Genomic DNA, 25,785 nt, shown 5'->3' with positions numbered 1-25,785 from the left:
GATGGGCTTCCCGATTACCAGCCGAACGCGTCGAACAACGGTACCACGGCATCGAGCGTGGCAATGGTCGCGTCCGGCGTGTAGTCGGGCAGCGGACGACGGCCGGTGCCGCGATCCACCCAGACGCAGCGAAAACCGATGTCGCGCGCGGCGGCGTGATCGAGGTGCGGGCTTGCGCAGATGTGGACGACGTCGTCCTTCGTCACGCCAAGCTGCTCGTGCGCGTAGTCGAAAAGACGCCGGTTCGGCTTGTACGCGCCGGCCTGCTGCGCGGTGATGACGCGATCAATATGCCCGCCCAACTGCGCGACGTTGCCCGCGATGATGTCGTCGTCGGTGTTGGAGACGATGCACAGGCGGTAGCCGCGCGCCTTGAGTGCCGCGAGTGTCGGCACGACTTCGGGAAACGGCGGCATCGCGGAGATGTTGCCCGTCAGCACTTCGATGTCCTGCGGCGAGGCTTGTAGCCCCAGATCCTGCAACGCGAGGCGCAGCCCTTCGCCCGCGACTTCACGGAACGCACGATGGGGCGGCGTTTGTTCGAGGGCGTGTTCGTGGTGATCGAACGTCGAGATGAGATCGGCCGTGCCGATGTTGTGCCCCGGCTTGCTTTGCAGAATGCGGGTGACGGCGTCGCGCAGACCCTCGTCCCACTGGATGAGGGTGCCGTAGCAGTCGAAGGTAAGCCATTGCGGGCGCGGGCTGTGTTTCAGCGATTCGGAGGGTTGCGACATGACGGGTCTCCTGTGTCTTCATGACGAGGAATTGGATGGGATGCCGTCAGCGTAGTCGGACTGCCGCATATTCTGAAATTAAATTAAAATGTGACACTTATCGGATATGTAAATATGGTGCTGCCATGCTGGATCTCGGCCTGCTCAAGACCCTCGTTGCCGTTGTGGACGAAGGCAGCTTCACGCGCGCAGCGGAACGGGTGCATCGCACGCAATCGACCGTGAGTCAGCAGATCCGGCGGCTGGAGGACGACGTCGGCCGCCAGTTGCTCATGCGCGACCGCTCCGGTGTGAACGTCACCCCGACGCTCCACGGCGAATTGCTCGCGCAGTACGCACGCAAGCTGTTGGCGCTTTCGATGGAAGCCGTCGATGCGATGGAAAACGATAGCCGGGTGTCGACGGTGCGTGTCGGGCTGCCGGAAGACATCGACGCCCGCCGCATGGCCGAGATGCTGTCGCGCTTCGTGCAGAGCCACGGCGACATTCGTCTGGAGATCGTGGCGGGGATGAGTACCGATTTGCGCGAGCGTCTGAGTGCGGGCGATCTGGAACTTGCGCTCGTGAAGCGCGAGCCGGGACAGGGTGACTGTCTGATGGCGTGGCCCGAGACGCTGGTCTGGGCAATGGGAAGCCATGCCGACGCCGACGACATGGCGCATGCGCCCGTGCCGCTCGCGCTGTTTCCCCAGGGCTGCATTTACCGTCAGCGGGCGATCCGGAGTCTGGATGCGGCGCAGCGTCTGTGGCGCATGGCCTTTGGCAGCCACAGCCTCACGGGCATTCAGGCGGCGGTGTCATCCGGTCTCGGGGTGTCGGTGTTGCCCGAGACCGTGTTGCTGCCCGATCACCAGGTGTGCGAGGCGCTGCCGCCACCGCCGCCGTCGGAAATCGCGTTGGTGGATGGCGGTGGGCCGGCGTCGGCGTCGCGTCGTGCGTTGGCGGACTTTCTCGTCGTGACGGTGGGCGAGACGTTAGGCGTCGTGTCGGCCAGCGCCTGATCGACACCGCATCGGGGAACGTTCAGGAGGAGCGCGATACCTGTGCGGCGCGCGTCTCGCGGGCTTCGGCGCGTCCCATGCTCAGATGCACGGCCAACGCGCACAGCACGGCGAAGACGCCCGCCCCGAGGAATGCGCCGCTGAAGCCGCTCGCGTAAGCGTTGCGCCCGGCGTCGAGCAGCGCCTGACTCAGCGTGCTCGGATACAGATGCAGTGCCTGCGCGAAGTCACCGGCGGAGATCGCGTCGGCGAAGTCCATGCGCGTGGCGACGTCACCCTGTGTGGCGCCCACCAGCGCCGGGACATGCGCGGCGACGCTGCGATGCACGCCCGCGCTCAGCACCGCGCCCAGTGCGGTGTAGCCGAGCAGAATGCCGGAGAAGCGGAATGTCGTACTGATGCCCGACGCCATCCCCGCCCGGTCCCGCGCAATCGTCCCCATGATGGCCTTCTGGGTCTCGCCGTTGAGCAGACCGCCACCGCTGCCGAGCACGAACATCGCGACCATCAGCGGCAATGCCGAATGTCCGAGTCCTTGCGCCGAGACGTACGCCATCGCGGCATTGCCCAAGCCCGTCAGTGTCAGCCCCAGCACGAGAATTCGATGGGACGGCAGATGCGACGAGAGTCGTTTGCCGACCTGCGGCAGCAACAGCATGGCAACGGCGAACGGCAGCATGGCGATGCCGGCGCCCAGCACCGTTTCGCCGCGTGCATTCTGAAGAAACTGCGGCAGCAGCGAGGCCATGACCTGTGCGCACGCGGCGTAAGAAAACATGGCAAGCGTGGCCCCTGCGAACGGCCACGAGCGGAACAGCGACAGATCGAGCATGGGGTGCGCGCGCGAGCGCTCCACGGCAGAGAAGATCGCAAAGAGGATGGCCCCCGCGGCGAAGCGCGTCAGAATGCCGGGACTGCTCCAACCGGCGGCAGGCGCGGCGATCAACGCCCACGTCACACAGAACATCGCACTGGCGAAGAGCGCGATGCCGGGCACGTCGATACGGCGTTGTCCCTCGGCTTTCGACTCGGGGACGATGCGCACGACCGCGAGACCGAGCAGGGCGCAGATCGGTGCGTTGATGTGGAATGCCCAGCGCCATCCGAGCGTGTCGCCGATCACGCCGCCGATGAGCGGAGAGAGCACCATCGTCAGTCCCATCACCATGCCCCAGAGTCCCCACGCGCGGGCACGCGCCTCTTTCTCATGGAAGCCGTGGCCGATGATGGCGAGCGCGGGTGCCAGCAGGAACGCGGCTCCGATGCCTTGTGCGGCGCGGGCGAGATAGAGCCACTGTGCCGTCGGTGCGAGACCGCAGGCGAGCGACGCGAGCGCGAAGCCGGTGATGCCGCAGAGGAACACGCGGCGTCGGCCGAAGCGGTCTGCGATGGACCCAGCGGGCAGGAGCAATGCGGCGAAGCACAGCACGTACGCGCCGATGACCCACTGCACTTCGGCGAAGCTCGCGTGCAGTTGCGCCGAGATGGTCGGGAGCACGACGCCGACGACGTTGGTGTCGAGCACCGTCATGGCGCAGCCGGTCGAGGCGGTGAGCAGGAGTGCGAGGCTGCCCGTCGACGACGACGGGGTGTCGGGTGAGCCGGTTTGAAGTTGCGTTGTCATGTCGAGAATCGCGAGGGCGAGTGTGTCGAAGCGTGTGTGCATTCGATCACGCGAGGGGGCGACGCGTCATTGCCGGGCGTCGGCAAACTTATTAGGTTGAACCTAATGAAATGAACGATGACGCCCGGAACGCCGCGCGGTAGCATGGCTGGCAACGCATAACAAACTATGGGGATTCCGGTGGAATTACGGCACTTTCGCTACTTCGTGACGTTGGCGCAGACGCTGCATTTCGGGCGCGCGGCGCAGGCGCTGGACATCGCCGCCCCCACGCTGACCGTGCAGATTCAGGACATCGAACGCATGCTGGGGGTGCAGTTGTTCGCGCGAAGCCGTCGCGACGTGCGTCTCACGCCCGCTGGCGAGATGTTCCTGCTCGAAGCGAAGCAGGTGCTCGCTCAGGCCGAGCATGCCGTTCAGGCGGGGCAACGCGCCGGACGCGGCGAGACGGGGCGCATCGAGATCGGTTACATCGGCTCGGCGGTGTTCTCGGGGGTCTTGCAGACGCAACTCGCTGCCTTCCGGCAGGCGTGGCCGGGGGTGATCGTGACCGCGAAGGAGGTGTCGCAACACGAGTCGCCGGCGATGCTCGTGGACAACCGTCTCGACGTCGCGCTGGTCCGCATGCCGATCAACCTGCATAACCGGCATCGTGCGCACGTCTTGTTCCGGGACAGTTTCTGCGTGGCGTTGCCTGCGGGACATTCGCTGATGACTCAGTCGGGCGCGGTGGACGCCGAAGCGCTGGACGGCGAGCGTTTCATCAATCCGGAGCAGACGCTGGGGACGTTCGAAGTGGCGCGTCGCGGCGGATTCACGCCGATCATCGGCTCCGCGCCGGGATCGTTGATCGCGGTTTTGACGGCGGTGGCGTTAGGCGAGGGCGTGGCCATCGTGCCGGACGTGCTCGTCGGCGCGACGGCGATCCCCGGCGTGGTCTTCAAGCCGTTGGCGGGGCCGCCGATTCACTCCGAGATCTCCGCCATCTTCCGCAGCTTCGAGCCGTCGCTGGCCGTGACGAAACTCATCTCGCAGATTACGCGCACGGCAGCGGTCACGTCGTACGCCTTGTTCGATCAGTGAGCGTCGTGCGCCGAGCGACGTGTCGTCACGTCTGCTGCGTCTGTGAATGACATTGCGCCAGCAGATCCAGAAACAAATCCAGCGCTCGCGTTCTCGGGCGTGACGCTTCCGTAATCGCGCTGATCGCGTTCTCGTATTCCGGCCCGGCGGGTACCCGCACCAACGCGTGGCGCTTCGCGAACGATCCCGCGTAGTACTGCGGCAGCAACCCCACATAGTGTCCCGACAGCACCAGCATCGCGACGGCCTCCAGTCCCGAGGCCGTCGGCCCGCGCGTCAATCCCAGCGTGTTGAGCGCTTCATGCACGAACGGCTGCGTCCGATAGACGAGCGGTAGTGTCGACGCGTCCTTGACCCGATGCTTCGCCACATACAACTGGTGACGCTCGATAAACAGCGGCTGATAGTGAAACCCCGCTTCACGCCGGTACATCCCCCGTATCGCGATCTGCACGCGGCGCTCGCGCAACGCGAGATCGAGTTCGTTGAACGTCATCACCGTCAGCTCGACTTTCACATCGGGCGCCTGCGTCTTGAGCGCGTCCAGCGCCTCGGGGATGTGGCAGCCGACATCCGAGAGGATGTGTTCGACCATCCCGATGGATAACGTGCCCGACAGCACGCCGCGCACGGCGTCGATTTCCGGACGAATCCGTTCCAGCGATTTCAGCGCATCGCGCGCCAGTTCCAGCGCGACCTTGCCCGCATGCGTGAGCACGAAGCCGGACGGCCCGCGCTCGCACAGACGCGTACCCAGCGTCTCCTCGACCTCGCGGATATGGCGACTGATCGACGCCTTCGACATGTTCAACTGCTTCTCGGCCGCCGCGAAGCCGCTGGCCTGCGCCACTGCGCAGAAGATGCGCAACGAGCGCAGATCGCGCTCGCTGAAGTCCCGGTTTGCCACGGCTTCGCTCCTCTTTGCTGGGTGCATCGAAAGGTTTCATTTTTTGAAACCATACCAATAAAAAAATCATTTTTCATGATCTTTTTGCCCGCATACATTGAATTACAGAGGCGCATCGAACCGGGGACTGCCGGAAGACGCCCGTCAGCTACCCAACCCACATGACGCGAGGCAAGCAATGAAGACCTGGTCCAGACGATCCTTTGTAAAGGCGGCGCTTGCATCGAGCGCCGCAGTGACCCTCCCGGCCCTGCCCACGCTGGCCTTCGCCGAAGGCGGCACGCTCGCCGACATCAAGAAGCGCGGCAAGCTGACGGTCGGTACCGAGGCCGCTTACGAGCCGTTTGAGTTCGTCGAAAACGGTCAGGTGGTCGGTTATGGGCACGACGTGCTCGAACTGATGGCCGCGAAGCTCGGCGTGAAGCTCGAACAAATGAATTTGCCGTTCCAGGGCCTGCTGCCCGGCCTGATGTCGCATAAGTTCGACTTCGTGGCGACGAGCGTGGGCATCACGCCGGAGCGCGCCAAGCGTTTCGCGTTCAGCCAGCCGGTCGGCGTGGTGCGCTCGGTGTTGATGGTGCGTGTCGACGAAACGGCGATCAAGGGCGATATGGACATTGCGGGCAAGACCATCGGCACGCAGATGGGCTCGTCGTCGCAGCCGGTGGCCGACGAGTTCGAAAAGGAACTCAAGGCGAAGACGGGCAAGGGCTATGCGGGCACGCGTCTGTTCCAGGCGTATCCGGATGTCTCGAACGCGCTCGCCAACAAGACCATCGACGTGGCGCTGATGCCGTCGAACATCGCGGCAGTGCAGATGCGCAAGCAACCCAACGCGTTTCGCATCGCCGGCACCATCGGCCAGCCGAAGTTGCTCGCGTGGGTGGCAAACCCGAACGATCTCGAAATCCGCAAGTTCATCAACGATTCGCTCGACGAGTTCCGTGCCAACGGCAAGCTCGCCGCATTGCAGCAGAAGTGGTTCGGCGGCCCGATGGACACGCCGCGCGAGAACTATCTGCCGCAAGGTGCGATTTGACGTCCGCCGCCATGTTCGCCTGGCTGGGTACGACTGACATGGGCGGCGTGATCCAACCGTTTCTCGAGGGCGTCGTGTCGGGAACGGCGATTACGCTGGCCGCCTCGGCAGGGGCCTTCGTGATCGGTCTGGGTCTCGGGATCGTGCTGCTGCTCGCGCGCATCTCGCCGATCGCGCCGCTGCGCGCATTCGTCGTGCTGTGGGTCAGTCTGATTCGCGGCACGCCGGCGCTGATCCACATGTTGATCGCGTACTACATGGTGCCCGCGCTGCTCGACATCTCGATCTCGCCGGTGACGGCCGGTGTGGCGGCGCTGGCGTGCAATACGAGCGCCTACATCGTCGAGATCCTGCGCGGTGCGCTCGGCACGATCTCTTACGGGCAACGCTCGGCGGCGTACGCCATGGGCATGCGCGCAACGCAGGTCTGGCGGCACGTACTGCTGCCGCAAGTCATCTATCGCGCCATTCCACCGCTCACCAGCGAGTTCACGATTCTGCTCAAGGCGTCGTCGCTGATGTCGATCATTGCGGTGCCCGAACTGGCGACCGTCGCGCGCAACGCCACGTTGCAGACGGATCTGCCGCTGCAGGTCTTCGCGATTACGGCGGCAGTGTACTTCGTGCTTCTGTTCTGCATTTCGGCCGCGTCGCGCGTTTGCGAGCGCCGGGTCTCCAGGATGCTGCCCCATGGCCATTGATTTCTCCATCGTCCGGGAAGCCGTTCCCGTTCTGCTCGAAGGCCTGCGCATCACGGCGCTGGTGAGCGTCATCGGCATCCCCATCGGGGTCGTGGTCGGGATCGTCGCCGCCTATGCGGCGCAGTCGCGCACGCTGCTGCGTCCCATCGCGCTCGGCTACGTCGAGCTGGTGCGCAACATCCCGTATCTGATCCTCGTCTATCTGTCGTTCTTCGGGTTGCCGAAGCTGGGGGTGAGTGCCTCGGCGATGACGGTTGCGGTGGGCTGTACGGCGTTCTACACCGGCGGGTATTTCTGCGAAATCCTGCGCGCGGCATTACGCAGCGTGGCGCGTGGACAGACGCATGCGGCGCTCTCGCTCGGCATGACGTACTGGCAGACGCAACGTCACATCATCGCGCCGCAGTTGTTCGGCTTTCTGATTCCGCCGACGACGAGCCTCGTGATCATGATGTTCAAGGACTCGGCCATCTTTTCGGTGATGAGCCTGCCGGAGATGACTTACCAGAGCAATCTGCTCACCGCAAACACATTCGCTTACGTCGAAGTGCTCGGCACGACGGCGTTGATCTACTGGCTCAGCAGTGTCTTGCTGGCCGGTGTCGGGCGACGTCTGGAAACCGTTGTCGGGCGACGTACCCGCACACCTGACGTCCCCGCTTTATCGACACTCCCCGCCAAAGGAAAAGGACAACTCTCATGACGACTTACACCGTTGCCCCGCGCACTGGTCATCCGACGCTGCTGTACTCGGAGCTCGATCTCGACATCGACAACCTGAAGGCTGACATCGCCGTGCTCGGCATGCCGTACGGCGCGCCGTACGCTGCCTCCGACTTCAGTAACGATCAGACGAATGCGCCGTCTGCGATTCGTCAGGCGACGGACCGCGTGGTGCGTCGTCCCGAGCACTACGACTTCGATATCGACGGCCCGCTGCTGCAAGGCCGCAAGGACATTCGCTTCGTCGACTGCGGCGACATCGTTCCCGATCTGTCGAAGCCGGGCGAGCACTATGCGCGCGCCGAAGCTGCCGTGCGCCGCATTGCCGCCGGTGGTGCGATGCCCATCGTGCTGGGCGGCGATCACGGCATCACCACGCCGGTGCTGCGCGGTCTCGACCAGAAGGGGCCGATCACGCTCGTGCACATCGACGCGCATCTGGACTGGCGCGACGAAGTCAACGGCGTGCGCGAAGGCCTGTCGAGCCCGATCCGTCGCGCTTCCGAAATGGCGCACGTCGATCGCATCATCCAGATCGGCCTGCGTGCGCAGGGCAGCGGCCGTCCGCAGGATCTCGCTGCGGCGCGTGAGTACGGTGCGGAGCTGGTCACGGCGTACGAGTTGCACGACATCGGCATGGACGCCGTGCTCGATCGCATTCCCGACGGCGGCAATTACTACCTCACCATCGACGCCGACGGCCTCGATCCGTCGACGATGCCGGCGGTCGCCGGTCCGGCACCGGGCGGTGTGACCTTCGTGCAGGCGCGCAAGCTGATCCACGGTCTGGTGCGCAAGGGCCGTGTCGTCGGCATGGACATCGTCGAGATTCAGCCGGAGAAGGACGACGCCAACCTGATTTCGTGCGTGACGGCCGGCCGTCTGATCCTCAACCTGATCGGCGCGTCGATTCGCGCGGGACACTTCGACAAATGAGCAACGCACAACCGATCATCGACATTCGCGGCGTCGACAAGTGGTACGGCGCGCACCACGTGCTCAAGCAGTGCTCGACGCATGTCGGCAAGGGCGAGATCGTGGTGGTGTGCGGACCGTCCGGTTCCGGCAAGTCGACGCTGATCAAGACCGTCAACGCGCTGGAGCCGTTTCAGAAGGGCGACGTCGTGGTGGCGGGTACCTCGCTCACCGCGAAATCGACGGACCTGCCGAAGCTGCGCAGCAAGGTCGGCATGGTCTTTCAGCACTTCGAGTTGTTCCCGCATCTGGACCTCACGCGCAATCTCACGCTTGCGCAGCAGATCGTGCTGGGGCGCGATGCCACGTCGGCGCGCACCAAGGCGCGGGCGTTGCTCGATCGTGTGGGTCTCTCGGCGCACGCGCACAAGTATCCCGGCCAGTTGTCCGGCGGTCAGCAGCAGCGTGTGGCCATTGCGCGGGCGCTATCGATGGATCCCATGGCGATGCTGTTCGACGAACCGACATCGGCCCTCGATCCGGAGATGGTCAACGAGGTGCTCGACGTGATGGTCGAACTCGCCCGCGAAGGCATGACGATGATGGTTGTCACCCATGAGATGGGCTTCGCGCGACGCGTGGCGCATCGCGTGGTGTTCATGGAGGACGGCGCGATCATCGAAGACAGTCCGACGGACGTGTTCTTCAACGACGCCGCCAGTCCCGCCGCCAAACGCTTTCTCTCGAAGATCCTCGCGCATTGAGCGCAGGACTCACCGCTTTCAGACACGAGACAACATGACGCACACCCGAATCCGTAAGTTCAACACGCGCGAGACCTACCCGGAACAGAAGCTCGACAACGATCTCTGCCAGGCGGTGATCGCGGGCAACACCATCTATCTGCGCGGGCAGATCGGTCAGGATCTCGACACACGTGAGTCCGTCGGTATCGGCGATGTCACGGCACAAACCGAAAAGGCGATGGCCAACGTGAAGATGCTGCTCGACGAATGCGGCAGCCAGCTCGCGGACATCTGCAAGGTTACGGTGTACATCGTCGATCCGCGCTATCGCGAAGCCGTCTACAACGTGATGGGACGCTGGCTCAAGGGCGTGTTCCCGGTGTCGACGGGTATCGTGGTGCAGGCGCTGGCGCGCCCCGAGTGGTTGGTGGAGATCGACGTGACGGCGGTGAAGCCGACCGCGTAAGCCTTGTTCTGACGGTACAACACCGAATGGCCGACGGACAACCGTCGGCCATTTGCATTGTGTAGCGAGATGTGAGGTAAAAGGCGAGGCCCAGGCTTCAGAAGCGGCGTTTGACGTAGACCGTCGCGCCGAGATCCTTCTGACGAAGAATCGGGATTTTTGCGCTCGCGGAAACCGTCCAGTCTTCCGTCTTCAGCGAGAGTCCCCGCTTGGGATCGGAGCCGAGTTTGTCGTCTGCGTTGTTCCATTGCACCAGCGACAACTGTGGCGACTGGTTCGGTCCGATGCTCAGATAACTTCGCGAGGCTTTGGCCGCAGCCGCCGCATCGGCGGCCGGCGTCGACTCGATCCAGTCGGCGGGCCGATGGTCGTTGGGGTGCACCGCGCCGTTGATCGCTTCGATACGCGTGTAGAGGAAGGCGTTGGTATCGGCTTGCGACATTCGGTCGACGCGCTGCGCTGTCTCCTGGCCTTCCCGGCCGAACGGATAGAGCGTGACGGGAACGGCCGGAACCGCTGCGACGGAAACAGGCGCGGGCGGTGGCGGGACATAAACGGGTAGCGGTGAGGGCCCGAGATTGGCCATCATCATCTGTTCGGATGAACCCGAGTCGGCGCCATCGGCCATCGCCACGCCGCTAAGCGTGAGGACACAGGCGCCTATCATCCATTTGTTCAGGCACGTCATGGACATGCCTCCCGTGAAGGAATGGAATCGCTATTCCACTGGCCCCATTTTTACCTTCGTACGGCGCACTTCCTGCATCTGCCGGGCTCCGATGAAACCCTGGAACTTCGCATTGCGAACCGTCTTGAGCGGTCTCCATGCGCCGTATGCATTTAGGAAGTGTAGTCAGTCATTTGCAGACCGCTACCCCAATTTCCACCGGGGGCAAGCCATATTGGCGGGGCGTGACCCGCTCAGGCCCGCCAGACATGCCCTCGACGCATGCCTGCCAGTCGCGCCCCCGGGTATATCCCGAGATCCCGCAGGCCGCTGCGGGACGCGTCGCGAGGCCTTACTGATGGCGGCGCTGGTACGAGATCGGATACGCGGCGGAGCGTGCGGCGACCATCGGATCCTGTACGTCGATACCGGGCGGGAGGGCGGCCGGGAGGAACAGCAGGGCGCGTTGGGCGGCGTCGCTATCTGCCACGGGCGTCGTCACGGAGATCGTGCCGAGCTTCACGATGCGACGGGACGTCGGCCACGCAATGGAAGGATCGTCGAGCTTGTCGCCGCGATCGGCGATTTGCAGGACCAGATCGAACTCGGCCGGTTGCGTTGCCACTCGCTTGACGATTTCGTCACGCAGGTAATTCGGTGCGGCGTGGGCGGTTTCGTCGTCGCTCAGATATTTGGCGCCTGCGCGCGGGAGGAATTGGTAACGACCGTATGTCACCTTGCCCGCCGCATTCGTGAACTTGAACGTGTTCACGCCGTAATAGGGCAACGTGGCGTAGCTCACGGGGGCGGGCTTCGGTGCCGTCAGAAAGGCCTTCGCGACAGGATGGTCGCCGAGATAGCGATCGAGCGGTGTCGGCTTCGGCGTGTCGGGGCCGCTGGTGCCGAGCGCGATCAGCAGATTGCGGAAGTCGTCTGCGGTGGGCGAGGGGAAGCCGTTGAACGAGTGCGCAACGATGTCAGTGGTCGAGCCATCCGGCAGTGCGAACTTGATGGCGAATCCTCGCGGGCTTGCCAGACCGTGGTTGTCCGCGATGTCGGGAATGCCGGCAAAGTCCGAGAACCGTACCGTGACGGGCACGGACGTCTTCTGCAAATGCGGTGCCTTCGAAACCGACGCCGCCGTGGTGGCCGGCGTGAACGTGCCGGTCAGCACCACGCCTTTGGCGTGCACTGCACGCGCGTCGGCATGCTGACCGAAGACGCCGCCCAGCGCATCGACCAGTTCGGCGGGCGATGCTTTCGACGCGGGCGTCGGCGGCGCGGAGAGGGTTTGTGCGGCAGCAGTGCCGGCGAGCACCGGGGCGAGCGAGCAGGCCGCCAGCCATTTGAAGAGCCCGGAAACGTTCATGATGTCCGTCCAATGTCGATGTGGGGACGCACAGTGTAGGGTTCTCGATCAATAATGACAATAACAATTGTCTTAATGGTTTTTATTGTGTTTATGGTCAGAAGCTATAATCCGTCACATCTTCTTCATCCGGCCACGGTGCAGTGACGACCCGAAACGACATCCTCGGACTGCTTCAGCGCGAATCGCTGACGGTGCTTCAGCTATGCGAGCGACTGGGCGTGACGCGCAATGCGATCAACGTTCAGCTCAAGGTGCTGGAAGCCGAGGGGACCGTGCGTCGTGCCAAGTCGGTACAAAGCGGCGGGCCGGGCAAGCCGGCGATCGTCTACGAAGCGGCGCCGGGTACCGAGGATCTGGGGTCGAGCGCCTACCCGGCGTTTCTCGCGGGACTGCTCTCGGTACTGGACGCAAATCTCGACCCGGAGACGCTCAACCGCATTCTCGAGACGACAGGCCGCCGGCTGGCGCAGGAAGCGGGTCTCACCAAGCCGGTCGTGTCGACGAATGGCGAGACAGCGTTCGAGCGTCGGCTCGCGGCTGCGATGGCCGCCGCCGATGCGCTCGGTGCGAGCACGCAAGCCGTGCCGGTCGACGGCGGCATCATGGTGCGCAACTACAGTTGCCCGCTGGGCGGCGTGACGCGCGACAAGCCCTGCGTGTGCCGGGCCCTGGCAGCGTTCTTCTCCGAAGCGACAGGCCGTCCCGCAAGCGAACATTGCATTCGCGAAGAGCGCCTGATCTGTCAGTACCTCATCGAATCGGAGACGGCGTCCGAAGGTTCGTGACGCCATACATTCGGACATCGTTCACCGCCGGCATTTCGCACGGTCGCTGGTTCGTCCGCTTTCCCCTTATCACGCCAGCCCGAACCACTCCCTGAAGGCACCCGTGCATTCCGCGCTCGTCTCGGCAGCACGATCGAGCATGGCTTGCTCCTGCGCATGGACGGCGGCTTGCCAGTCGGTCTGGCTCGCGATGGCTTGCGCGAGTTCGGCGGCGTCGAGCATGGCGAGATTGACGCCGACACCCATCGGCGGCATCACGTGCGCGGCGTCGCCGATCAGCGTGAGACCGGGCGTGGCAGGCCATCGCGTGCCCACCGGCAGGCCGACGATGGGGCGGATGGCTGCGATACGGTCGGCGTCTTCGATCAGCGTCAGCAGTGTGGGCGACCAGCCGGGAAAGCGCGCAAGAAGGTCCTGTTTCGTGAGGTTGGCGAGTGCCTTCTCGGGGCGATCGGTATCGTCGGCATCGGTTCGGAATGCGGCATAACTGCGGACTACGGCGTTGCCGTTGCGCTGCGCAAAGAGCGCCGTTCCCAGCGCTTGCCCGGTGCCCAGCGACATGAGCGTACCGTGTCCGACCCTCTTCGCAATCGCAGGATGACGGCGGTCCACGTCGGTCATCCACAACTCGACGAATGTCACCCCCGAATAGCTCGGACGGACGTCGGTGAGCGCGGCTCTGACGGCCGACCCCGCACCGTCCGCCCCGATGACGAGATCGCATTCGTGTGTCCGTCCATCGTGAAGACGCACGGCGCAGCGTCCGCCGGGCGTCCGGGTCACCTGCGCGATGCGCGTCCCCCATACAACCGTTCCGGCAGGCAGCGGCTTGAGCAGCAGTTCGCGCAACACGAGGCGGTCGATCTCGGGACGATCTCCCGTGCCCGGCGCGGGGATGTCTTCGAGCAGCACCGCGCCCGTGGCCCAGTCGATGTCGCGCAGTTCCTGATCGTCGTGGCGGGCGATGGCCATGAAAGCGTCGAACAAGCCTGCCTTTTTCAGCGCGAGTTGGCCGTCCGGCACGTGCAGGTCGAGCATGCCGCCCTGATCGCGCGATGTGACGGAAGCATCCGCTTCGAAGACGGTGACGTCGAAGCCGTCCCGATGCAGCATGTTGGCGGCGACCAGACCGGCGGGCCCTGCACCGGCGATGACGATGGCGGGTTTGTGCGACATTTCGATTCCCTTGATTCGTTTCATGCGCGCCACGTCGGTGGCGTTTCAGCACGCACTCTATCGGTCGCCGTGGTTGATCCGTTATCCGCATAAGGTCAAAATATGCTGAAAATCGGCCATCCTGCCGCGACGTCCTCTCCAACATCCGCATGCCCGCATCCACCGCGAAAACCACGACGCACCGCACCGTTCTGAAAGGCTTCGGTCTGGATGGCGAGCGGCCGCCCGGCGTCAGTCGTCTGAACCGGTGGCACCGGCATCCGCAGGGGCAACTGATCTACATCGCCGCTGGACATTTCCACATCCGCACCGACTTCGGCGCATGGCTGCTACCGCCGAAACGGGCCGTGTGGATTCCACCGGATCTGATGCATTGGGGCGAACTCAAGGGCGTGAGAACCGGCTCGAACATCCTGCTCGCGCCGGCGTATTGCGCGACGCTGCCCGATCGTCCGCAGGTGTTGTCCGTCGGGGCGTTATTCGAAGCGCTGATCGAGCGGGTGGCGGCGTGGCGCACGGAAACGGCGGCGTCGCAGGAGGACGAGCGTGTCGTGGCGGTGCTCATCGATGAAATCCGGGCGGCGCGGCATGAGCCGCTGCATCTGCCGATGCCCAGCGACAAGCGGCTGCTGAAGATGACCGAGCTCGTGTTGAGCGAGCCGGGGCGCGAGCACTCATTGGAAACGCTGTCGTCGATGGCGGGACTCTCGATGCGCACCGCGCGACGGCTGTTTGCCGCGTCGGTCGGCATGACGCTGTCCGAATGGCGTCAGCAGGCGCGGTTGATGCGCGCCGTCGAGATGCTCTCGGAAGGTGAATCGGTGTCGACTATCGCCGATGCGTTGGGCTATGCGAGTCCGAGCAATTTCATTGCCATGTTCCGCACGGCGTTTGGCGTGACGCCGGGCAAATACGTCGGCATTGGAAGGACCAGCGCTTAAACCGAATCGGCGGGCGTCGCGTTGCTGTCGTGCACGTGGAACGTGGCGGGCACACCGAGGTTCGTCAGGTGATCGACGAACTGCTGCAAGTGCTGGCTCGTCGGTTGGTAGTGGCCGCTGGTGCGCGATACGTCCGTGACCTTGCCGTTCTCGATGCGAATGTCGCCTGCTGCGGCGACGGGCTGTCCCGCGAGAAAGCTCGAATGGTGAAACAGCCCTTTCCTGAAGGTCTTCGACAAGTAGATGTCGCCGTGCCTGTCCATCACGAAGATGGCGCGCTCCGGGGTTTTGCCCGGGCGGCGCGATGCGTCTCGCGTGTCGATGGGACGGCCGTCTGAGCCGATCATCAGGCCGTCTTGCACGGAGACTTTGTACTGGGCCCGCTCGGCGGGTTTCAGGTACATCACTTTCGATTCGAACGAAACCCCGCGGTCTTCACCGGCATGTCGGCCATCCAGCGGCTGAAGGTGCTTGAAAAGCGTGGGACGATCGCTGACCTCCGTTTCGACACGCGCTGCGCCGAAGACCGTCAGGTTGTTGTGATCGAGACCGGGAGCGAGCCGGTTCGGACGTCGCGCGCCGGGCGACTCGGATTGGGGCAGCGGTTCCGGCTCGACTTCCTCGATGACGATCTCGATGCTGCAATCGCTATCTGAATGGTCGGCGGCATCCGGCGAGGGACTCGGCGAGCGTCGGGCCCTGACCGGCAGGCCGCTCAACAGCGGGTTGGCAGCCGTGGGCGTGGGAAGTCCCAGTGAGGCAGGGGCATGCGTTGCGCCGGGCCGGGCCTGCGTGGGCGGCGTGATCTGGAGGGACGGAAGCGGCAACCCACGGTTCGGAATCTTTTGCATATTCGCTCGAATGACTGACGTGCGGCATCGGTGCGGCATCAGTGCGATGTCAGTGCCACATCACGCCGCGCACCCCGAAGCATGCAACCCGCATTTGTCGATGGCGGTGACGGGGGCGCAGTCATGGCGACGCAGGCGAAACGTGGTGGCAACGCCTGCGGCCAGCAGCAAAACGAGCGGAAAAGCGAACGAAATCAGCTTATTCGGCAGGCGCGACGCTCACGCCCGCGATGCCGTGACGCTGCATGGCGTCTGCTACGAAACCTTCGCGCTTCATGTCTTCCACGAACGTCTTCAGATAGGCCAGTGCCGCTTCGCCGCGCGTGATCGGCACACCCATGGCCTGACGAATCACCATGAAGCGCTCGTTGAGCAGGCGGTAGCCGCTCAGGTTCGCGACATCCTGCTCCAGTTGCTGCTTCACACCGGCCGCCACTTCGCAGCCCGTATCGATGAACGTCTTGATGACGGTCGGCGATGTCGGCGCGCGCACGATTTCCGCGTGTTGCAGTTCGCGCGTGAGGAACAGGTCGTAAGCGCTGCCCTTACCGACGACGACACGCGTGCCGGTCTGATCGACATCGGCGTTTGTCTTGACGGGCGACGCGTCGCGCACGAGGTAATAGCCTTCGATGAGGACATAAGGCGACGTGAAGCCGATGGTCGCCGCGCGACGCGGATCGATGGCGAAGAACCCGACGTCGGCCTGCTCGTTCGTGACCGTCTCGACCGATTTGCCTGCGGCGTCGACCACCACGAGTTCGAGATCGACGCCCAGCCGTTTCGCCAGTGCGCCGGCCAGATCGACAGAGATGCCGACCGGTCGGGACTGGGCGTCGGTGCCCGCGAGAATCGGATTGCCGAGGTTGATGCAGGCGCGCAGCACGCCGGTCGGTGCAAACGCTTTGAGAAGGGTTGGGTCGGGCGTCATGATGGGCGTCGGAAGTCGGGGGAAGGGTTCAGGGTTCGAGCAGACCGGCGATCTTGCCGATGGCGTCGATCGTGTGTTGCAGGTGAGCGTGCAGCAATGCCGAGGCATCTTCGTTGCGCTCGCGCGCCAGCAATTCGAGAATTTCCAGATGCTGCTGCGCGTGGGGGCGGTAGCGCGCACGATCCTGCATCGAGCGGTACGAGAGCAGACGCCGCACGCGTGTGACGCGTCGCATTGTGTCGACGAAGAACGGATTGCCCGAGGCCTCGACCAGCGACTCGTGAAAGCGTACGCCACGCTCATGCAACTGATCCGGTGTGTCGGTCTCGATACCGCCATCGAGCAGATGGCGTTCCGCCGCGCGCAGACGTTCGAGCACCTTCGCATCGAGCCGGTAGCCCGGCTCCAGCAGTGCCGCCGGTTCGAGTGCGAGCCGCAGGCGATACGTCTGGATGAGGCTGTCGGGCGTTGTCAGCATCGACGAAAACTGCCAGCCGTAGCCGGGTTTGCGCTCGGCCCAGCCTTCGTCGCGAATGCGTCCGAGCACGGCGCCCAGTTGTGTCGTCGTCAATCCGTAGCGTGTGCGAATCAGTTGTTCGGAGAACTCACCGGGCAAGTGCCCGCGCAGCAGGTCGTCCGCGATCCGGAAGTAGGTGCTCGTAACGATATCGGTCTCGTCGAGTCCGAGCGATTGCGCCGCGTCGACGTCCGACGTCGGCACCGGTTGTGCCACGAAATATCCTCGGTTGCGCTCACGTACGAGAATGCCCTTGTCGTGCAGCAGCGCGAGCGCTTCGTTGATCGGCGAGCGGGAGATCCGCAGCTTGTCGGCGAGCATCTGCGCGGGCAGATGCTGACCGGCCTGCATGCCTTCGGCCTGAATCAGATCGACGATTTGTGTGGCAATGGAGCGCTCGGATTTCATCGCGAAGAAGTCGGGACCGGCATGCAGCACCTCGCCATCATGCAGCCCCGGCGTGTTGTGCCAGTGTCCGTTGCAGAATCGACGGAATCACCCCGCCTTGTCGCAGCAGCGCAATTTCGAGGCGCGTTTCGACGGCAGCCGTCGCGGTGAAGCGTTCGCTGCGGCCATCGGCGCGATCGATGCGCACTTCGACGGCACCGCGCGGCGAGATCGTCTCGGCGTTGGCGGCGATGTGGATCGTGTCGTTCGGACGGATGGCCAACGTTACCGGGTCGATGCCTGCGGGAAAGCGCAGCGGCAGAATGCCCATGCCAATCAGGTTGGAACGGTGAATACGCTCGAAGCTTACCGCAATTACCGCGCGAATCCCCAGAAGGCGCTGCCCCTTGGCCGCCCAGTCACGCGACGAGCCTGTGCCGTAACGCGCCCCTGCCAGCAACACGACCGGATCGCCCGCCGCTTGATAGCGCTGCGCCGCTTCGAAGATCGGCATGACGTCGCCACTCGGCCCGTGCACCGTGTGCGCGACCGGCAGGTCGTCGGCCAGCAGGTTCACCAGCGTCTTGCTGTAGAACGCGGCGCGCACCATCACTTCCCAGTTGCCGCGCCGTGAGGCGAAGACGTTCAGGTCGTTGCGGTCGTCACCCTTTTCCACGAGGAAGTCGGCGACGTAGCTTTGCTTTGGAATCGCGCTCGCAGGCGAGATGTGGTCGGTCGTGACATCGTCGCCCAGCGCGAGCAGGGGATACGCCGTGTAGTCGCCCAGTTGGGTGCCTGCATCGAGAGAAGCGAAAGGCGGACGCCGCAATGCCGTCGAGTCCGGGTCCCAGGGGAAGCGGGCGGACTGGGGCGCGTCGAGGTTCGACCACATCGGGTTGCACGACGCGATGGCGAATGCCGACTTGAAGTCCGTCGCGCGGGTGCCCGATGCAACGAGGGCGTCGACCTCCTCACGCGTGGGCCACAAGTCCTTGAGGTAGATGGCCGTGCCGTCGGCCCTCGTCTGTACCGGTGACGTGCTGAGGTCGATGGCAGCCGACCCGGCGAGCGCGTACGCAATGACCAGCGGCGGCGACATGATGAAGCCGAGGCTCAGATCGGGATGCACGCGTCCCGGGAAGTTGCGATTACCTGAGAGCATGGCGACGGGCGACGCCGTCTGTTCCGCGATGGCCTGTGCAATCGGCGCCGACAGCGGCCCCGAGTTGCCGATGCAGGTCGTACAGCCGAAGCCGACGATGTCGAACCCGACGGCGGCGAGATCGTCCGTGAGTCCGGCGCGTTGCAGATAGTCGACGGCAGCTGGCGAACCCGGGGCCAGCGACGTCTTCACCCAGTCGGCGACGCGCAATCCCAAGGCTCGCGCACGACGCGCCACGAGACCCGCCGCGATCAGTTGCGCAGGATCGGACGTGTTCGTGCAGCTCGTGATCGCCGCAATGGCCACCGGCCAGACGGGCAGTGAGGTCGAGGTGTGCGCGGGTTGTCCCGCGACTTCGCGAAGGGCGTCTCCGGTCTTCGCGTAAGGCAGCAAATCCTGCGGACGGCGAGGACCGGCGACGTGCAATTCGACGGTAGCGAGATCGATCTCGATCTCGCGCGTGTAGCGCGGGGAGTTGTTGGCGTCGAACCAGAGGCCGGCGCGGCGATAGAGGGTTTCGACGGACTCGATCAGGGCTTCGGCGCGTCCGGTGGCGCGCAGATAGTCGAGCGTGCTGTCGTCGACCGGAAAGTAGCCGGTGGTCGCGCCGTATTCGGGGGCCATGTTCGCAACGACGGCGCGCTCGCCTGCCGTCAACGTCGACACCCCCGGGCCGAAGTACTCCACGAACTCGCCCGACACGCCGATATCGCGCAGCGCTTTCGTCACGCGCAATGCGAGGTCGGTGGCGGAAGTGCCGGCAGGCAGACGTCCCGTGAGCTTCACGCCGATGACGTCGGGAATGCGCTGCATCACCGGCATGCCGAACATGACCGTCTGGGCTTCCAGCCCGCCGACACCCCAGCCGAGTACGCCGATGCCGTTGATCATCGGCGTGTGGCTGTCGGTGCCGATGAGCGTGTCGGGAATCAGCCACGTCACCCCATCGACCGTCTGCTGTGTCGCCACGGTGGCGAGTTGTTCGAGATTGATGGTGTGCATGATGCCGGTGCCCGGCGGGTTGATGTGCACCCCGTCGAGCGCCTTCGATGCCCAGCGCAGAAAGCGGTAACGCTCCGCATTGCGGCGCATCTCGATTTCGAGATTGAGCGTGGCGGCATCGGCCCGGCGCGTTTGCTCCACGGCCAGCGAGTGATCGACGGACACATCGACACGCAGGGTGGGATTCAGGACGGCCGGATCGACGCCGGCCTCGGCCAGCGCGTCGCGCATGGCGGCAATGTCCACGAGGGCCGGCGTGCTGGTCGTGTCGTGCATGAGCACGCGCGTGGGCTGAAATGCGATTTCCGCTTCGCTGGTGCCGTGCTCAAGCCAGCCCAACACACCCGAGACTGCGGCCTCGCGCTCCGCGTCGTCGAGATTGCGCACGGCGTTCTCGAGCAGCAGTCGCAGCACGACCGGCAGACGCGGCAGCACATCGCCGAACATCGTCGGCAAATCCACGAAGCGATAGGGCGTGCCGCCCAGTTCAAGCGGCGTGTGTGGGGGAATGAGGGCATTTTTCATGCCCCGAATATTGCATTTGTTTTTGTAAAAATGCAATGATGCAAAAAAGCACCCTCACCGGAAGGTCATCCACCCGCCAGGGCTTTGGGCACGACATAGCGTGCGCCGTCGTATTCGAGGGTGACGTTTGCGCCCTTCGACGTGCTCTCCTTGCTCGCGCAGTCGTTGCGCGTGGGCTTGTTCGTCGTGGTCGTCGTCTTCTGGCTCACGATCAGTCTGGCGTAGCCGTCTTTCCCGGCAGGGCCGACGGAGACGGCGCGCGACGTGTCGTCGAAGCTGCCCGCGCAATTGCCGTCCCATTCGCCGCCACTCGATTGCGTGGCGAGGTTATCGACGACCTTGCGCAGCTTCGTGCCATCGACGACGTAAAGGCTGAGCGCCGTTTGCGAGAACGGGTTGACGCGCGAGGACCCTTCGAAGGTGGTGCGTACGCCGAACGCCAGCACCTGAGGGGTCAGTCGCCACGGTGCGGTGTCGAGCGCGATGCCGCGCAACATGACGGCGTCCGAGGTGATCGCCGCCTTCTCGAATCGGTGTGCCACGATCTTGCCGCTCTGGCTGTCAGCGACGATCACTTCGACGTCGTAGACCTTGTCGTCGTCGGTACTGCCGGGTTGCGGCATCGGCAGGACAGCAAGCGTTTGTGCCGGGTTGGCCGGCCAGACCTTGCAGGTGGCGAAGTCCGTATCGACGGTGCGCCCCGGTTGTAACGCCTTGGTCCATTCGCCGAATCGGTCCTTGCAATCGACGCGAGAGTCGGCATGGGCGAACAGTGGCAGGCAGAGCAGGGCAACGGTGAGGATTTTTCGCATGAGGGAGCGACGACCGGTCGAGTTGGGCAAGTCTGCCCATTCTAGCGGTGCCGCTCGCCCGCACGTTTCGATGGAGGATCAGTCTGACGGACCCACGAACTCCTGTGCATCGAAGACGGTGTGAAAGACCGTACCGTCGAACATCTCCATGAGCTTGCGCGACTCGGCCTGGCTCTCCAGCCGGGCCGGTGACGCCAGCGCGGCGTCGATGTCTTCCTGCGTGTCGAAGCGGATCGCGATGCCGAGCGGCAGGTTCAGGTCGGTGGCGTCGGTGTGTCGCTGCCGCAGAATCCTGACTTCCTTCGCACCGGGAAAGCGTGTCCAGAGGGGAACCAGTTTGTCTTGCACATGGCGTGCGAAATCGGCTTCCCTGCCGGCCTTGATCTGCCCCCGGAAGAACGCGTAACGGATCAGCATTGAAATGTCTCCTGAGGTGGGGGGCTTAGCCGCGTCCCACGAACGGCATATGGCTGGCCATGACGGTCATGAACATGACGTTGGCCTCAAGCGGAAGGCTGTCCATGTAGAGCACGGCGCGCACGACGTTGTCCATTCCCATCCGGGGTTCGACCATCGTGGTGCCGTTGGCTTGCAGCGTGCCTTTCGCCATCAGCTCGCTCATGTCGCTGACGACGTTGCCGATGTCGATCTGACCGCACGCGATGTTGAACGGACGGCCATCGAGCGACGTTGCCTTCGTCAACCCGGTAATGGCGTGCTTGGTGGCGGTATAGGGCGCTGCCTGGGGGCGCGGTGCGTGCGCGGAGATCGACCCGTTGTTGATGATGCGTCCGCCCGGAGACGATTGCTTTTTCATCAACCGGAATGCGCCCTGCGTACAAAGAAACGCACCGGTCAGATTGACGTTTACCGCCTGAATCCAGTGGTCGTACGAAACGTCTTCGATGGAACGCTGCGGGGTGAACACGCCCGCGTTGTTAAAGAGCAGGTCGAGTCTCCCCCATTGCGATTCCACCGCGTCGAACAGTCGATGGACCGACGCCGGGTCCGCAACATCGCAACTGACGGTCAACACCCGTTGCTGCGCGTCTGCACCGGCTTCGGCCGCCACGGCTTGCAGTGCTTGCGCGTTGCGCGCGGCAAGCACCACGCGATAACCCGCCGCCAGCAACCCGAGCGCCACACTCTTGCCGATGCCTGCGCTCGCACCTGTCACCAGCGCGACTTTTTCATTCATGCCACTCATGTTCCTCTCCCGATGTCTGACGTGTCATAGGCTGCCTACGATACTCAATTCGACCATCCGCCGTCGATCACATGGATCGCCCCCGTGGTGAATGCCGATTCGTCGGAGGACAGATAGGTCACGAGTGCGGCGATCTCGTCGGCTCGGCCCACGCGTCCGATGGGCTGGCGCGCGATGAACGCTGCACGCACCTGAGCGATGTCCTGCCCGGTGGCGGAGGCCTGAGCGGTAATGCGGTCGTTCAGCGAGGGAGATTCGACCGTGCCCGGGCAAATCGCATTGCAGCGAATGCCCGCAGAGACGAAGTCGGCCGCAAGGGCTTTCGTCATGCCGATGACTGCCGCCTTGGAGGCGCCATAGACGAACCGGTTCGGGACCCCTTTCACGCTGGAGGCCGCAGACGCCATATTGATGATCGAGCCGCCCTTGCCGGATTCGAGCATCGCGGGCAGCAGCGCCCGAATCATGCGGTACATCGACTTCACGTTGAGATCGAAGCTGAAGTCCCAATCGTCTTCCGAACATTTGAGAATGCTGCCGTCGTGTACGAATCCTGCACAGTTGAACAGACCGTCGACACGGCCGACGCGCGCGGCGAAGGCAGCCACCGCTTCGCTGCTGCGCACATCGAGGTGCGCGGTTTGCAACCGGCTGCCAGAAGGTAGCGCCGAATGCAGACTGGCCAGACCGGCTTCGTCGACATCCGTGGCCCAGACTTGTGCGCCTTCTGCGGCGAGCGACAGTGCGCAGGCGCGGCCGATGCCTTTGGCGGCAGCCGTCACGACAATCGTTTTATTTGCGACGCGATGACCCGTGTTACCTGTGTTACCCATGTTCGACATTTCCATGACGGTGGCGATATTTCAGTGACGGTGACGTGGCTTACACGGCGTCGCGCAGATCCGTGAGGTCGCGACCTCGCGTTTCGGTCGACAGTGCAACACCGACGAGCGTGAGTGCGGACAGCACGGCGGTGTACACCCCCATGACCCAGAAGCCGCCGCCAGCCAGCCCGATGAGATAGATGCCGAGAATGGGGGCGAGGCCGCCGGAGAGCACGGCGCCGATTTCGCGGGAGAGGGCGACGCCGGAGTAGCGATAGCGATTGCCGAACAGTTCGGCAAAGTGCGAACACTGCGCGCCGAGCATGCTGTTCGAGCCGATCGCGAGACCGCCGAACATCGCGATGGCCACCAGAGCGGGGGTGCCGGTGCTGATCATCCACCAGGCCGGGATGGCCCACAGGAGCATGAAGATCGCGCCCCAGCGATAGACGGTCTTCCGGCCGAACGTGTCCGAGAGGGCGCCGAACAGCGGTGTCGTGATCACGCTCGAGAGCGTGGCGATCAGGGCGCATGTCGTGCCCACGCGGGCCAGATCGCCCGGCGCCATGCCGTGTCGCGCGGCCACCGTCCCGCTCAGATACGCGATAACGATCGTGGTGTAGATGGTGGAGCCGCCCTGTTCGGCCAGTCGCATCAGCACGGCGGCGAAGATGGGGCGGCGTGCTTCCTTGATGACGAGTCGCATCGGCGACTTCACCACTTCCTTCTTGCCTTCGAGTGCCGCGAATGCCGGGCTTTCACGAAGACGCAGGCGAATCCAGATGGCGATGCCGATCAGCACGACGCTGGCGAGAAAGGGAATGCGCCATCCCCACGCCAGCACGGTCGCCTGATCCATGAAGTACTGCATGACGCTGAACGTCGCGGTCGCGATGCCGAAGCCCGCGAAGATGCCGACGAAGGGCAATGCCGCGAAGAAGCCGCGTTTGCGCAGCGGTGCGACTTCCGCCATCAGCGTGGAGGCACCCGCTTGCTCCGCACCCGCGCCGAATCCTTGCGCCAGGCGCAACAGCACCAGCCCGATCGCGCCCAGCGGCGTTGCCGGCAAGAGTCCGACGAGCGTGGTCGAGATACCCATGATGGCGATGGTCACGAGTAATACGAACTTGCGTCCCTTCCGGTCTCCGAGCGAACCGAAGAACAGTCCCCCCAGCGGGCGAGCCAGAAAGCCCACGCCGTAGGTCGCAAAGCTGGCGAGCAACCCCGCGTTGGCATCGAGTGTTGCAAAGAAGACGTGACTGAAGATCAACGCCGTAGCGAGACCGAAGATCGCGAAGTCGTAATACTCCAGCGCACTGCCGACCGCACTGGTCAGAATGGCGCGACGTAGTTGCTGTGCGGATACCGGTGTCGTTGGCGATGCCTCGCTTTCGCTTCGTCCGGACGAACTCAGATACGCGCCTCCGTGTGCAACGGATGCGACGGTTTCACTGCGTGACGGCATGTCTTTGTCTCCTGATGGCTGCATGATCGGCGCCTGTCTCCTTGCCTGCTGTCTCAGGCAACAGTCGCATCTATGACGGCGCGCTCGCCAGCGAGTCAGCCAGCTTGTTATCGCGCTTTTTTTCCGAAACGCCTTACCAACGTACGCTTGTTGGGTTAGACTTGGTTACCGGTAACCAACGCGCAAAATCTAACACGAGGAGACGCAAATGCACAAGGAAGAGGTACTGGTGGTTTCCCCTTATCCGGAAGCCGACATGGCGTTGCTGGCGAAGCAGTTCACATTGCACGTGTTGCCGGGCGAGGCCGACCCGCAGGCCCTGATCGCCAGTGTCGCGCCCAGAATCCGTGCCGTCGCCACGAATGGAGAAGTCGGCGCCGACGCTGCGCTGATCGACGCCCTCCCGAAACTTGAAGTCATCGTGTCGTATGGGGTCGGGGTGGATGCCATCGATCTGCGGCATGCGGCGTCACGAGGGGTGCGGGTGACGAACACGCCCGACGTGCTGACGGAAGACGTCGCCGACATGGGCATGGGACTCATGCTCGCGGCGGCGCGCGAGATTCCGCAGAACGATGCGCTGGTGCGCTCGGGGCGATGGGGTAGCGCGACGATCGGGCTGGCCACGCGAATGTTCGGCAAGCGCCTGGGCATTTTCGGCTTGGGCCGGGTCGGACGCGCCGTCGCGCGTCGGGCGGAGGCGTTCGGCATGCAGATCGCTTACCACGACCGGGCCAGATTCCCGGACGTTGCATACGCCTATCACGCAAGTCCGGTGGACCTCGCACGGGACTCGGATTTTCTGATGGTCTGCGCAGCGGCCGATCAGATCCCGCGCGGTGCATTGAGCCGCGAGGTGCTCGACGCGCTTGGCCCGCAGGGATATCTCATCAACATTGCACGCGGCAGCATCATCGACGAGCCGGTGTTGGTCGATTACCTGATCGCGGACCGTATTCGTGGCGCCGCGTTGGACGTGTTCTGGAACGAACCGAATATCGACCGCCGTTTGCTGACGATGCCCAACGTCGTGCTGCAACCGCATCGTGCGAGCGCCACCGTCGAGACACGCGGGGCCATGGCGCAACTCGTCCGGCAGAACCTCAGTGCGTTCTTCGCCGGCATGCCCCTGATTACCGAGTTCACGTCTCACCTCGCCGCAGCGTGAGCCTACAGACTTCAACGACTTCCGACATTCACCTATGACTCAGTCCAAACATCC

At 64.1% G+C, this 25,785-nt stretch carries 26 protein-coding genes; 11 read left to right on the top strand and 15 right to left on the bottom strand.

What is annotated here, in order from left to right; all coding sequences use genetic code 11:
- Positions 1-14: 14 nt before the first annotated feature.
- A complete protein-coding gene (locus tag A9762_RS01225; RefSeq protein WP_069340206.1) occupies positions 15-734 on the bottom strand; it encodes a haloacid dehalogenase type II in 720 nt (239 codons plus the stop codon).
- A 125-nt stretch (positions 735-859) separates the two neighbouring features.
- Between A9762_RS01225 and A9762_RS01220 the strand changes: the two genes are divergently transcribed.
- The gene (locus tag A9762_RS01220) at positions 860-1,735 is read left to right on the top strand and encodes a LysR family transcriptional regulator (protein ID WP_069340205.1); all 876 of its coding nucleotides are present in this window, start codon (positions 860-862) and stop codon (positions 1,733-1,735) included.
- 22 nt (positions 1,736-1,757) lie between these two features.
- Here the strand turns inward: A9762_RS01220 and A9762_RS01215 are convergent, their stop codons facing one another.
- Positions 1,758-3,359: an MFS transporter gene (locus A9762_RS01215; protein WP_069340453.1), complete on the bottom strand. Its 1,602-nt coding sequence runs from the start codon at positions 3,357-3,359 to the stop codon at positions 1,758-1,760.
- 180 nt (positions 3,360-3,539) lie between these two features.
- On the opposite strand from A9762_RS01215, the gene A9762_RS01210 reads away from it, so the two are divergent.
- Positions 3,540-4,442, top strand: a complete 903-nt coding sequence (locus A9762_RS01210; RefSeq protein ID WP_069340452.1) for a LysR substrate-binding domain-containing protein — start codon at positions 3,540-3,542, stop codon at positions 4,440-4,442.
- 25 nt (positions 4,443-4,467) lie between these two features.
- On the opposite strand, the gene A9762_RS01205 is transcribed toward A9762_RS01210, so the two are convergent.
- On the bottom strand, positions 4,468-5,349 hold the full coding sequence (locus A9762_RS01205; RefSeq protein ID WP_240493399.1) for a LysR family transcriptional regulator: 882 nt from the start codon (positions 5,347-5,349) through the stop codon (positions 4,468-4,470).
- Between the two features lie 178 nt (positions 5,350-5,527).
- Here A9762_RS01205 and A9762_RS01200 point away from each other — a divergent pair, with 178 nt between their 5' ends.
- From A9762_RS01200 to A9762_RS01175, 6 genes are read left to right on the top strand one after another with little or no spacing between them, the layout of a single operon-like run.
- Complete coding sequence (locus A9762_RS01200) at positions 5,528-6,388, top strand: transporter substrate-binding domain-containing protein (RefSeq protein ID WP_069340203.1); 861 nt, start codon at positions 5,528-5,530, stop codon at positions 6,386-6,388.
- An 11-nt stretch (positions 6,389-6,399) separates the two neighbouring features.
- Positions 6,400-7,089: an amino acid ABC transporter permease gene (locus A9762_RS01195; RefSeq protein ID WP_069340451.1), complete on the top strand. Its 690-nt coding sequence runs from the start codon at positions 6,400-6,402 to the stop codon at positions 7,087-7,089.
- Positions 7,079-7,792 carry an amino acid ABC transporter permease gene (locus A9762_RS01190; protein ID WP_069340202.1) on the top strand — a complete coding sequence of 238 codons (714 nt, stop codon included), beginning with the start codon at positions 7,079-7,081 and terminating at the stop codon, positions 7,790-7,792. The genes A9762_RS01195 and A9762_RS01190 overlap by 11 nt, the downstream gene beginning before the upstream one ends.
- The gene (locus tag A9762_RS01185; RefSeq protein ID WP_069340201.1) at positions 7,789-8,748 is read left to right on the top strand and encodes an agmatinase; all 960 of its coding nucleotides are present in this window, start codon (positions 7,789-7,791) and stop codon (positions 8,746-8,748) included. Before A9762_RS01190 ends, A9762_RS01185 begins: the two co-directional genes overlap by 4 nt.
- 14 nt (positions 8,749-8,762) lie before the next feature.
- A complete protein-coding gene (locus A9762_RS01180) occupies positions 8,763-9,491 on the top strand; it encodes an amino acid ABC transporter ATP-binding protein (protein WP_139133031.1) in 729 nt (242 codons plus the stop codon).
- Positions 9,492-9,525: 34 nt separating this feature from the next.
- Positions 9,526-9,939, top strand: a complete 414-nt coding sequence (locus A9762_RS01175; RefSeq protein WP_069340199.1) for a RidA family protein — start codon at positions 9,526-9,528, stop codon at positions 9,937-9,939.
- 97 nt (positions 9,940-10,036) lie between these two features.
- Here A9762_RS01175 and A9762_RS01170 read toward each other — a convergent pair whose 3' ends face one another.
- Together A9762_RS01170 and A9762_RS01165 are read right to left on the bottom strand one after the other, a co-directional pair.
- Positions 10,037-10,627 (bottom strand): hypothetical protein, encoded by a 591-nt coding sequence (locus tag A9762_RS01170; RefSeq protein ID WP_139133016.1) that lies wholly within the window; start codon positions 10,625-10,627, stop codon positions 10,037-10,039.
- Positions 10,628-10,958: 331 nt separating this feature from the next.
- The gene (locus A9762_RS01165; RefSeq protein ID WP_069340197.1) at positions 10,959-11,975 is read right to left on the bottom strand and encodes a catalase family peroxidase; all 1,017 of its coding nucleotides are present in this window, start codon (positions 11,973-11,975) and stop codon (positions 10,959-10,961) included.
- 143 nt (positions 11,976-12,118) lie between these two features.
- Here A9762_RS01165 and A9762_RS01160 point away from each other — a divergent pair, with 143 nt between their 5' ends.
- A complete protein-coding gene (locus A9762_RS01160; protein WP_069340196.1) occupies positions 12,119-12,763 on the top strand; it encodes a metalloregulator ArsR/SmtB family transcription factor in 645 nt (214 codons plus the stop codon).
- A gap of 69 nt (positions 12,764-12,832) precedes the next feature.
- Here the strand turns inward: A9762_RS01160 and A9762_RS01155 are convergent, their stop codons facing one another.
- Positions 12,833-13,939, bottom strand: coding sequence for an NAD(P)/FAD-dependent oxidoreductase (locus tag A9762_RS01155; RefSeq protein ID WP_170836156.1), 1,107 nt, complete (start codon positions 13,937-13,939; stop codon positions 12,833-12,835).
- Positions 13,940-14,088: 149 nt separating this feature from the next.
- On the opposite strand from A9762_RS01155, the gene A9762_RS01150 reads away from it, so the two are divergent.
- The gene (locus tag A9762_RS01150) at positions 14,089-14,880 is read left to right on the top strand and encodes a helix-turn-helix domain-containing protein (RefSeq protein WP_069340194.1); all 792 of its coding nucleotides are present in this window, start codon (positions 14,089-14,091) and stop codon (positions 14,878-14,880) included.
- Here the strand turns inward: A9762_RS01150 and A9762_RS01145 are convergent.
- The 9 genes from A9762_RS01145 to A9762_RS01105 form a co-directional block, all read right to left on the bottom strand.
- Positions 14,877-15,731 carry a hypothetical protein gene (locus A9762_RS01145; protein WP_069340193.1) on the bottom strand — a complete coding sequence of 285 codons (855 nt, stop codon included), beginning with the start codon at positions 15,729-15,731 and terminating at the stop codon, positions 14,877-14,879. The genes A9762_RS01150 and A9762_RS01145 overlap by 4 nt on opposite strands.
- A 199-nt stretch (positions 15,732-15,930) precedes the next feature.
- Positions 15,931-16,662, bottom strand: a complete 732-nt coding sequence (locus A9762_RS01140) for an ABC transporter substrate-binding protein (RefSeq protein WP_069340192.1) — start codon at positions 16,660-16,662, stop codon at positions 15,931-15,933.
- 28 nt (positions 16,663-16,690) lie between these two features.
- Positions 16,691-17,587, bottom strand: a complete 897-nt coding sequence (locus A9762_RS01135) for a GntR family transcriptional regulator (protein ID WP_069340450.1) — start codon at positions 17,585-17,587, stop codon at positions 16,691-16,693.
- 37 nt (positions 17,588-17,624) lie between these two features.
- Positions 17,625-20,255: an aconitate hydratase AcnA gene (acnA, locus tag A9762_RS01130; RefSeq protein WP_069340191.1), complete on the bottom strand. Its 2,631-nt coding sequence runs from the start codon at positions 20,253-20,255 to the stop codon at positions 17,625-17,627.
- Between the two features lie 65 nt (positions 20,256-20,320).
- Positions 20,321-21,067 carry a hypothetical protein gene (locus A9762_RS01125; RefSeq protein WP_083253522.1) on the bottom strand — a complete coding sequence of 249 codons (747 nt, stop codon included), beginning with the start codon at positions 21,065-21,067 and terminating at the stop codon, positions 20,321-20,323.
- A gap of 78 nt (positions 21,068-21,145) precedes the next feature.
- Positions 21,146-21,484: a hypothetical protein gene (locus tag A9762_RS01120; protein WP_069340190.1), complete on the bottom strand. Its 339-nt coding sequence runs from the start codon at positions 21,482-21,484 to the stop codon at positions 21,146-21,148.
- A 25-nt stretch (positions 21,485-21,509) separates the two neighbouring features.
- Entirely contained in the window at positions 21,510-22,265 is a 756-nt protein-coding gene (locus A9762_RS01115) for an SDR family oxidoreductase (protein WP_069340189.1), read from the bottom strand.
- Between the two features lie 53 nt (positions 22,266-22,318).
- Positions 22,319-23,107 (bottom strand): SDR family oxidoreductase, encoded by a 789-nt coding sequence (locus A9762_RS01110; RefSeq protein ID WP_069340449.1) that lies wholly within the window; start codon positions 23,105-23,107, stop codon positions 22,319-22,321.
- A 49-nt stretch (positions 23,108-23,156) separates the two neighbouring features.
- Positions 23,157-24,563 carry an MFS transporter gene (locus A9762_RS01105; protein WP_083253520.1) on the bottom strand — a complete coding sequence of 469 codons (1,407 nt, stop codon included), beginning with the start codon at positions 24,561-24,563 and terminating at the stop codon, positions 23,157-23,159.
- Between the two features lie 208 nt (positions 24,564-24,771).
- Here A9762_RS01105 and A9762_RS01100 point away from each other — a divergent pair, with 208 nt between their 5' ends.
- Positions 24,772-25,731 (top strand): 2-hydroxyacid dehydrogenase, encoded by a 960-nt coding sequence (locus A9762_RS01100; protein WP_069340188.1) that lies wholly within the window; start codon positions 24,772-24,774, stop codon positions 25,729-25,731.
- The last annotated feature ends 54 nt before the right edge of the window (positions 25,732-25,785 follow it).

The sequence above is a fragment of the Pandoraea sp. ISTKB genome, from assembly GCF_001721285.1.
GTDB classification, from domain to species: Bacteria; Pseudomonadota; Gammaproteobacteria; order Burkholderiales; family Burkholderiaceae; genus Pandoraea; species Pandoraea capi.
The sequence above is the reverse complement of the archived record's forward strand: the minus strand, read 5'-3'. Positions and strand labels throughout refer to the sequence as shown.

Coding starts and splice junctions, on each gene's coding strand:
- A9762_RS01225 (WP_069340206.1), bottom strand. CDS start 734: ATGTCGCAACCCTCCGAATCGCTGAAACACAGCCCGCGCCCGCAATGG.
- A9762_RS01220 (WP_069340205.1), top strand. CDS start 860: ATGCTGGATCTCGGCCTGCTCAAGACCCTCGTTGCCGTTGTGGACGAA.
- A9762_RS01215 (WP_069340453.1), bottom strand. CDS start 3,359: ATGACAACGCAACTTCAAACCGGCTCACCCGACACCCCGTCGTCGTCG.
- A9762_RS01200 (WP_069340203.1), top strand. CDS start 5,528: ATGAAGACCTGGTCCAGACGATCCTTTGTAAAGGCGGCGCTTGCATCG.
- A9762_RS01195 (WP_069340451.1), top strand. CDS start 6,400: ATGTTCGCCTGGCTGGGTACGACTGACATGGGCGGCGTGATCCAACCG.
- A9762_RS01190 (WP_069340202.1), top strand. CDS start 7,079: ATGGCCATTGATTTCTCCATCGTCCGGGAAGCCGTTCCCGTTCTGCTC.
- A9762_RS01185 (WP_069340201.1), top strand. CDS start 7,789: ATGACGACTTACACCGTTGCCCCGCGCACTGGTCATCCGACGCTGCTG.
- A9762_RS01175 (WP_069340199.1), top strand. CDS start 9,526: ATGACGCACACCCGAATCCGTAAGTTCAACACGCGCGAGACCTACCCG.
- A9762_RS01170 (WP_139133016.1), bottom strand. CDS start 10,627: ATGACGTGCCTGAACAAATGGATGATAGGCGCCTGTGTCCTCACGCTT.
- A9762_RS01165 (WP_069340197.1), bottom strand. CDS start 11,975: ATGAACGTTTCCGGGCTCTTCAAATGGCTGGCGGCCTGCTCGCTCGCC.
- A9762_RS01155 (WP_170836156.1), bottom strand. CDS start 13,939: ATGTCGCACAAACCCGCCATCGTCATCGCCGGTGCAGGGCCCGCCGGT.
- A9762_RS01150 (WP_069340194.1), top strand. CDS start 14,089: ATGCCCGCATCCACCGCGAAAACCACGACGCACCGCACCGTTCTGAAA.
- A9762_RS01145 (WP_069340193.1), bottom strand. CDS start 15,731: ATGCAAAAGATTCCGAACCGTGGGTTGCCGCTTCCGTCCCTCCAGATC.
- A9762_RS01140 (WP_069340192.1), bottom strand. CDS start 16,662: ATGACGCCCGACCCAACCCTTCTCAAAGCGTTTGCACCGACCGGCGTG.
- A9762_RS01135 (WP_069340450.1), bottom strand. CDS start 17,587: ATGAAATCCGAGCGCTCCATTGCCACACAAATCGTCGATCTGATTCAG.
- acnA (WP_069340191.1), bottom strand. CDS start 20,255: ATGAAAAATGCCCTCATTCCCCCACACACGCCGCTTGAACTGGGCGGC.
- A9762_RS01125 (WP_083253522.1), bottom strand. CDS start 21,067: ATGCGAAAAATCCTCACCGTTGCCCTGCTCTGCCTGCCACTGTTCGCC.
- A9762_RS01120 (WP_069340190.1), bottom strand. CDS start 21,484: ATGCTGATCCGTTACGCGTTCTTCCGGGGGCAGATCAAGGCCGGCAGG.
- A9762_RS01115 (WP_069340189.1), bottom strand. CDS start 22,265: ATGAATGAAAAAGTCGCGCTGGTGACAGGTGCGAGCGCAGGCATCGGC.
- A9762_RS01110 (WP_069340449.1), bottom strand. CDS start 23,107: ATGGGTAACACAGGTAACACGGGTCATCGCGTCGCAAATAAAACGATT.
- A9762_RS01105 (WP_083253520.1), bottom strand. CDS start 24,563: ATGCCGTCACGCAGTGAAACCGTCGCATCCGTTGCACACGGAGGCGCG.
- A9762_RS01100 (WP_069340188.1), top strand. CDS start 24,772: ATGCACAAGGAAGAGGTACTGGTGGTTTCCCCTTATCCGGAAGCCGAC.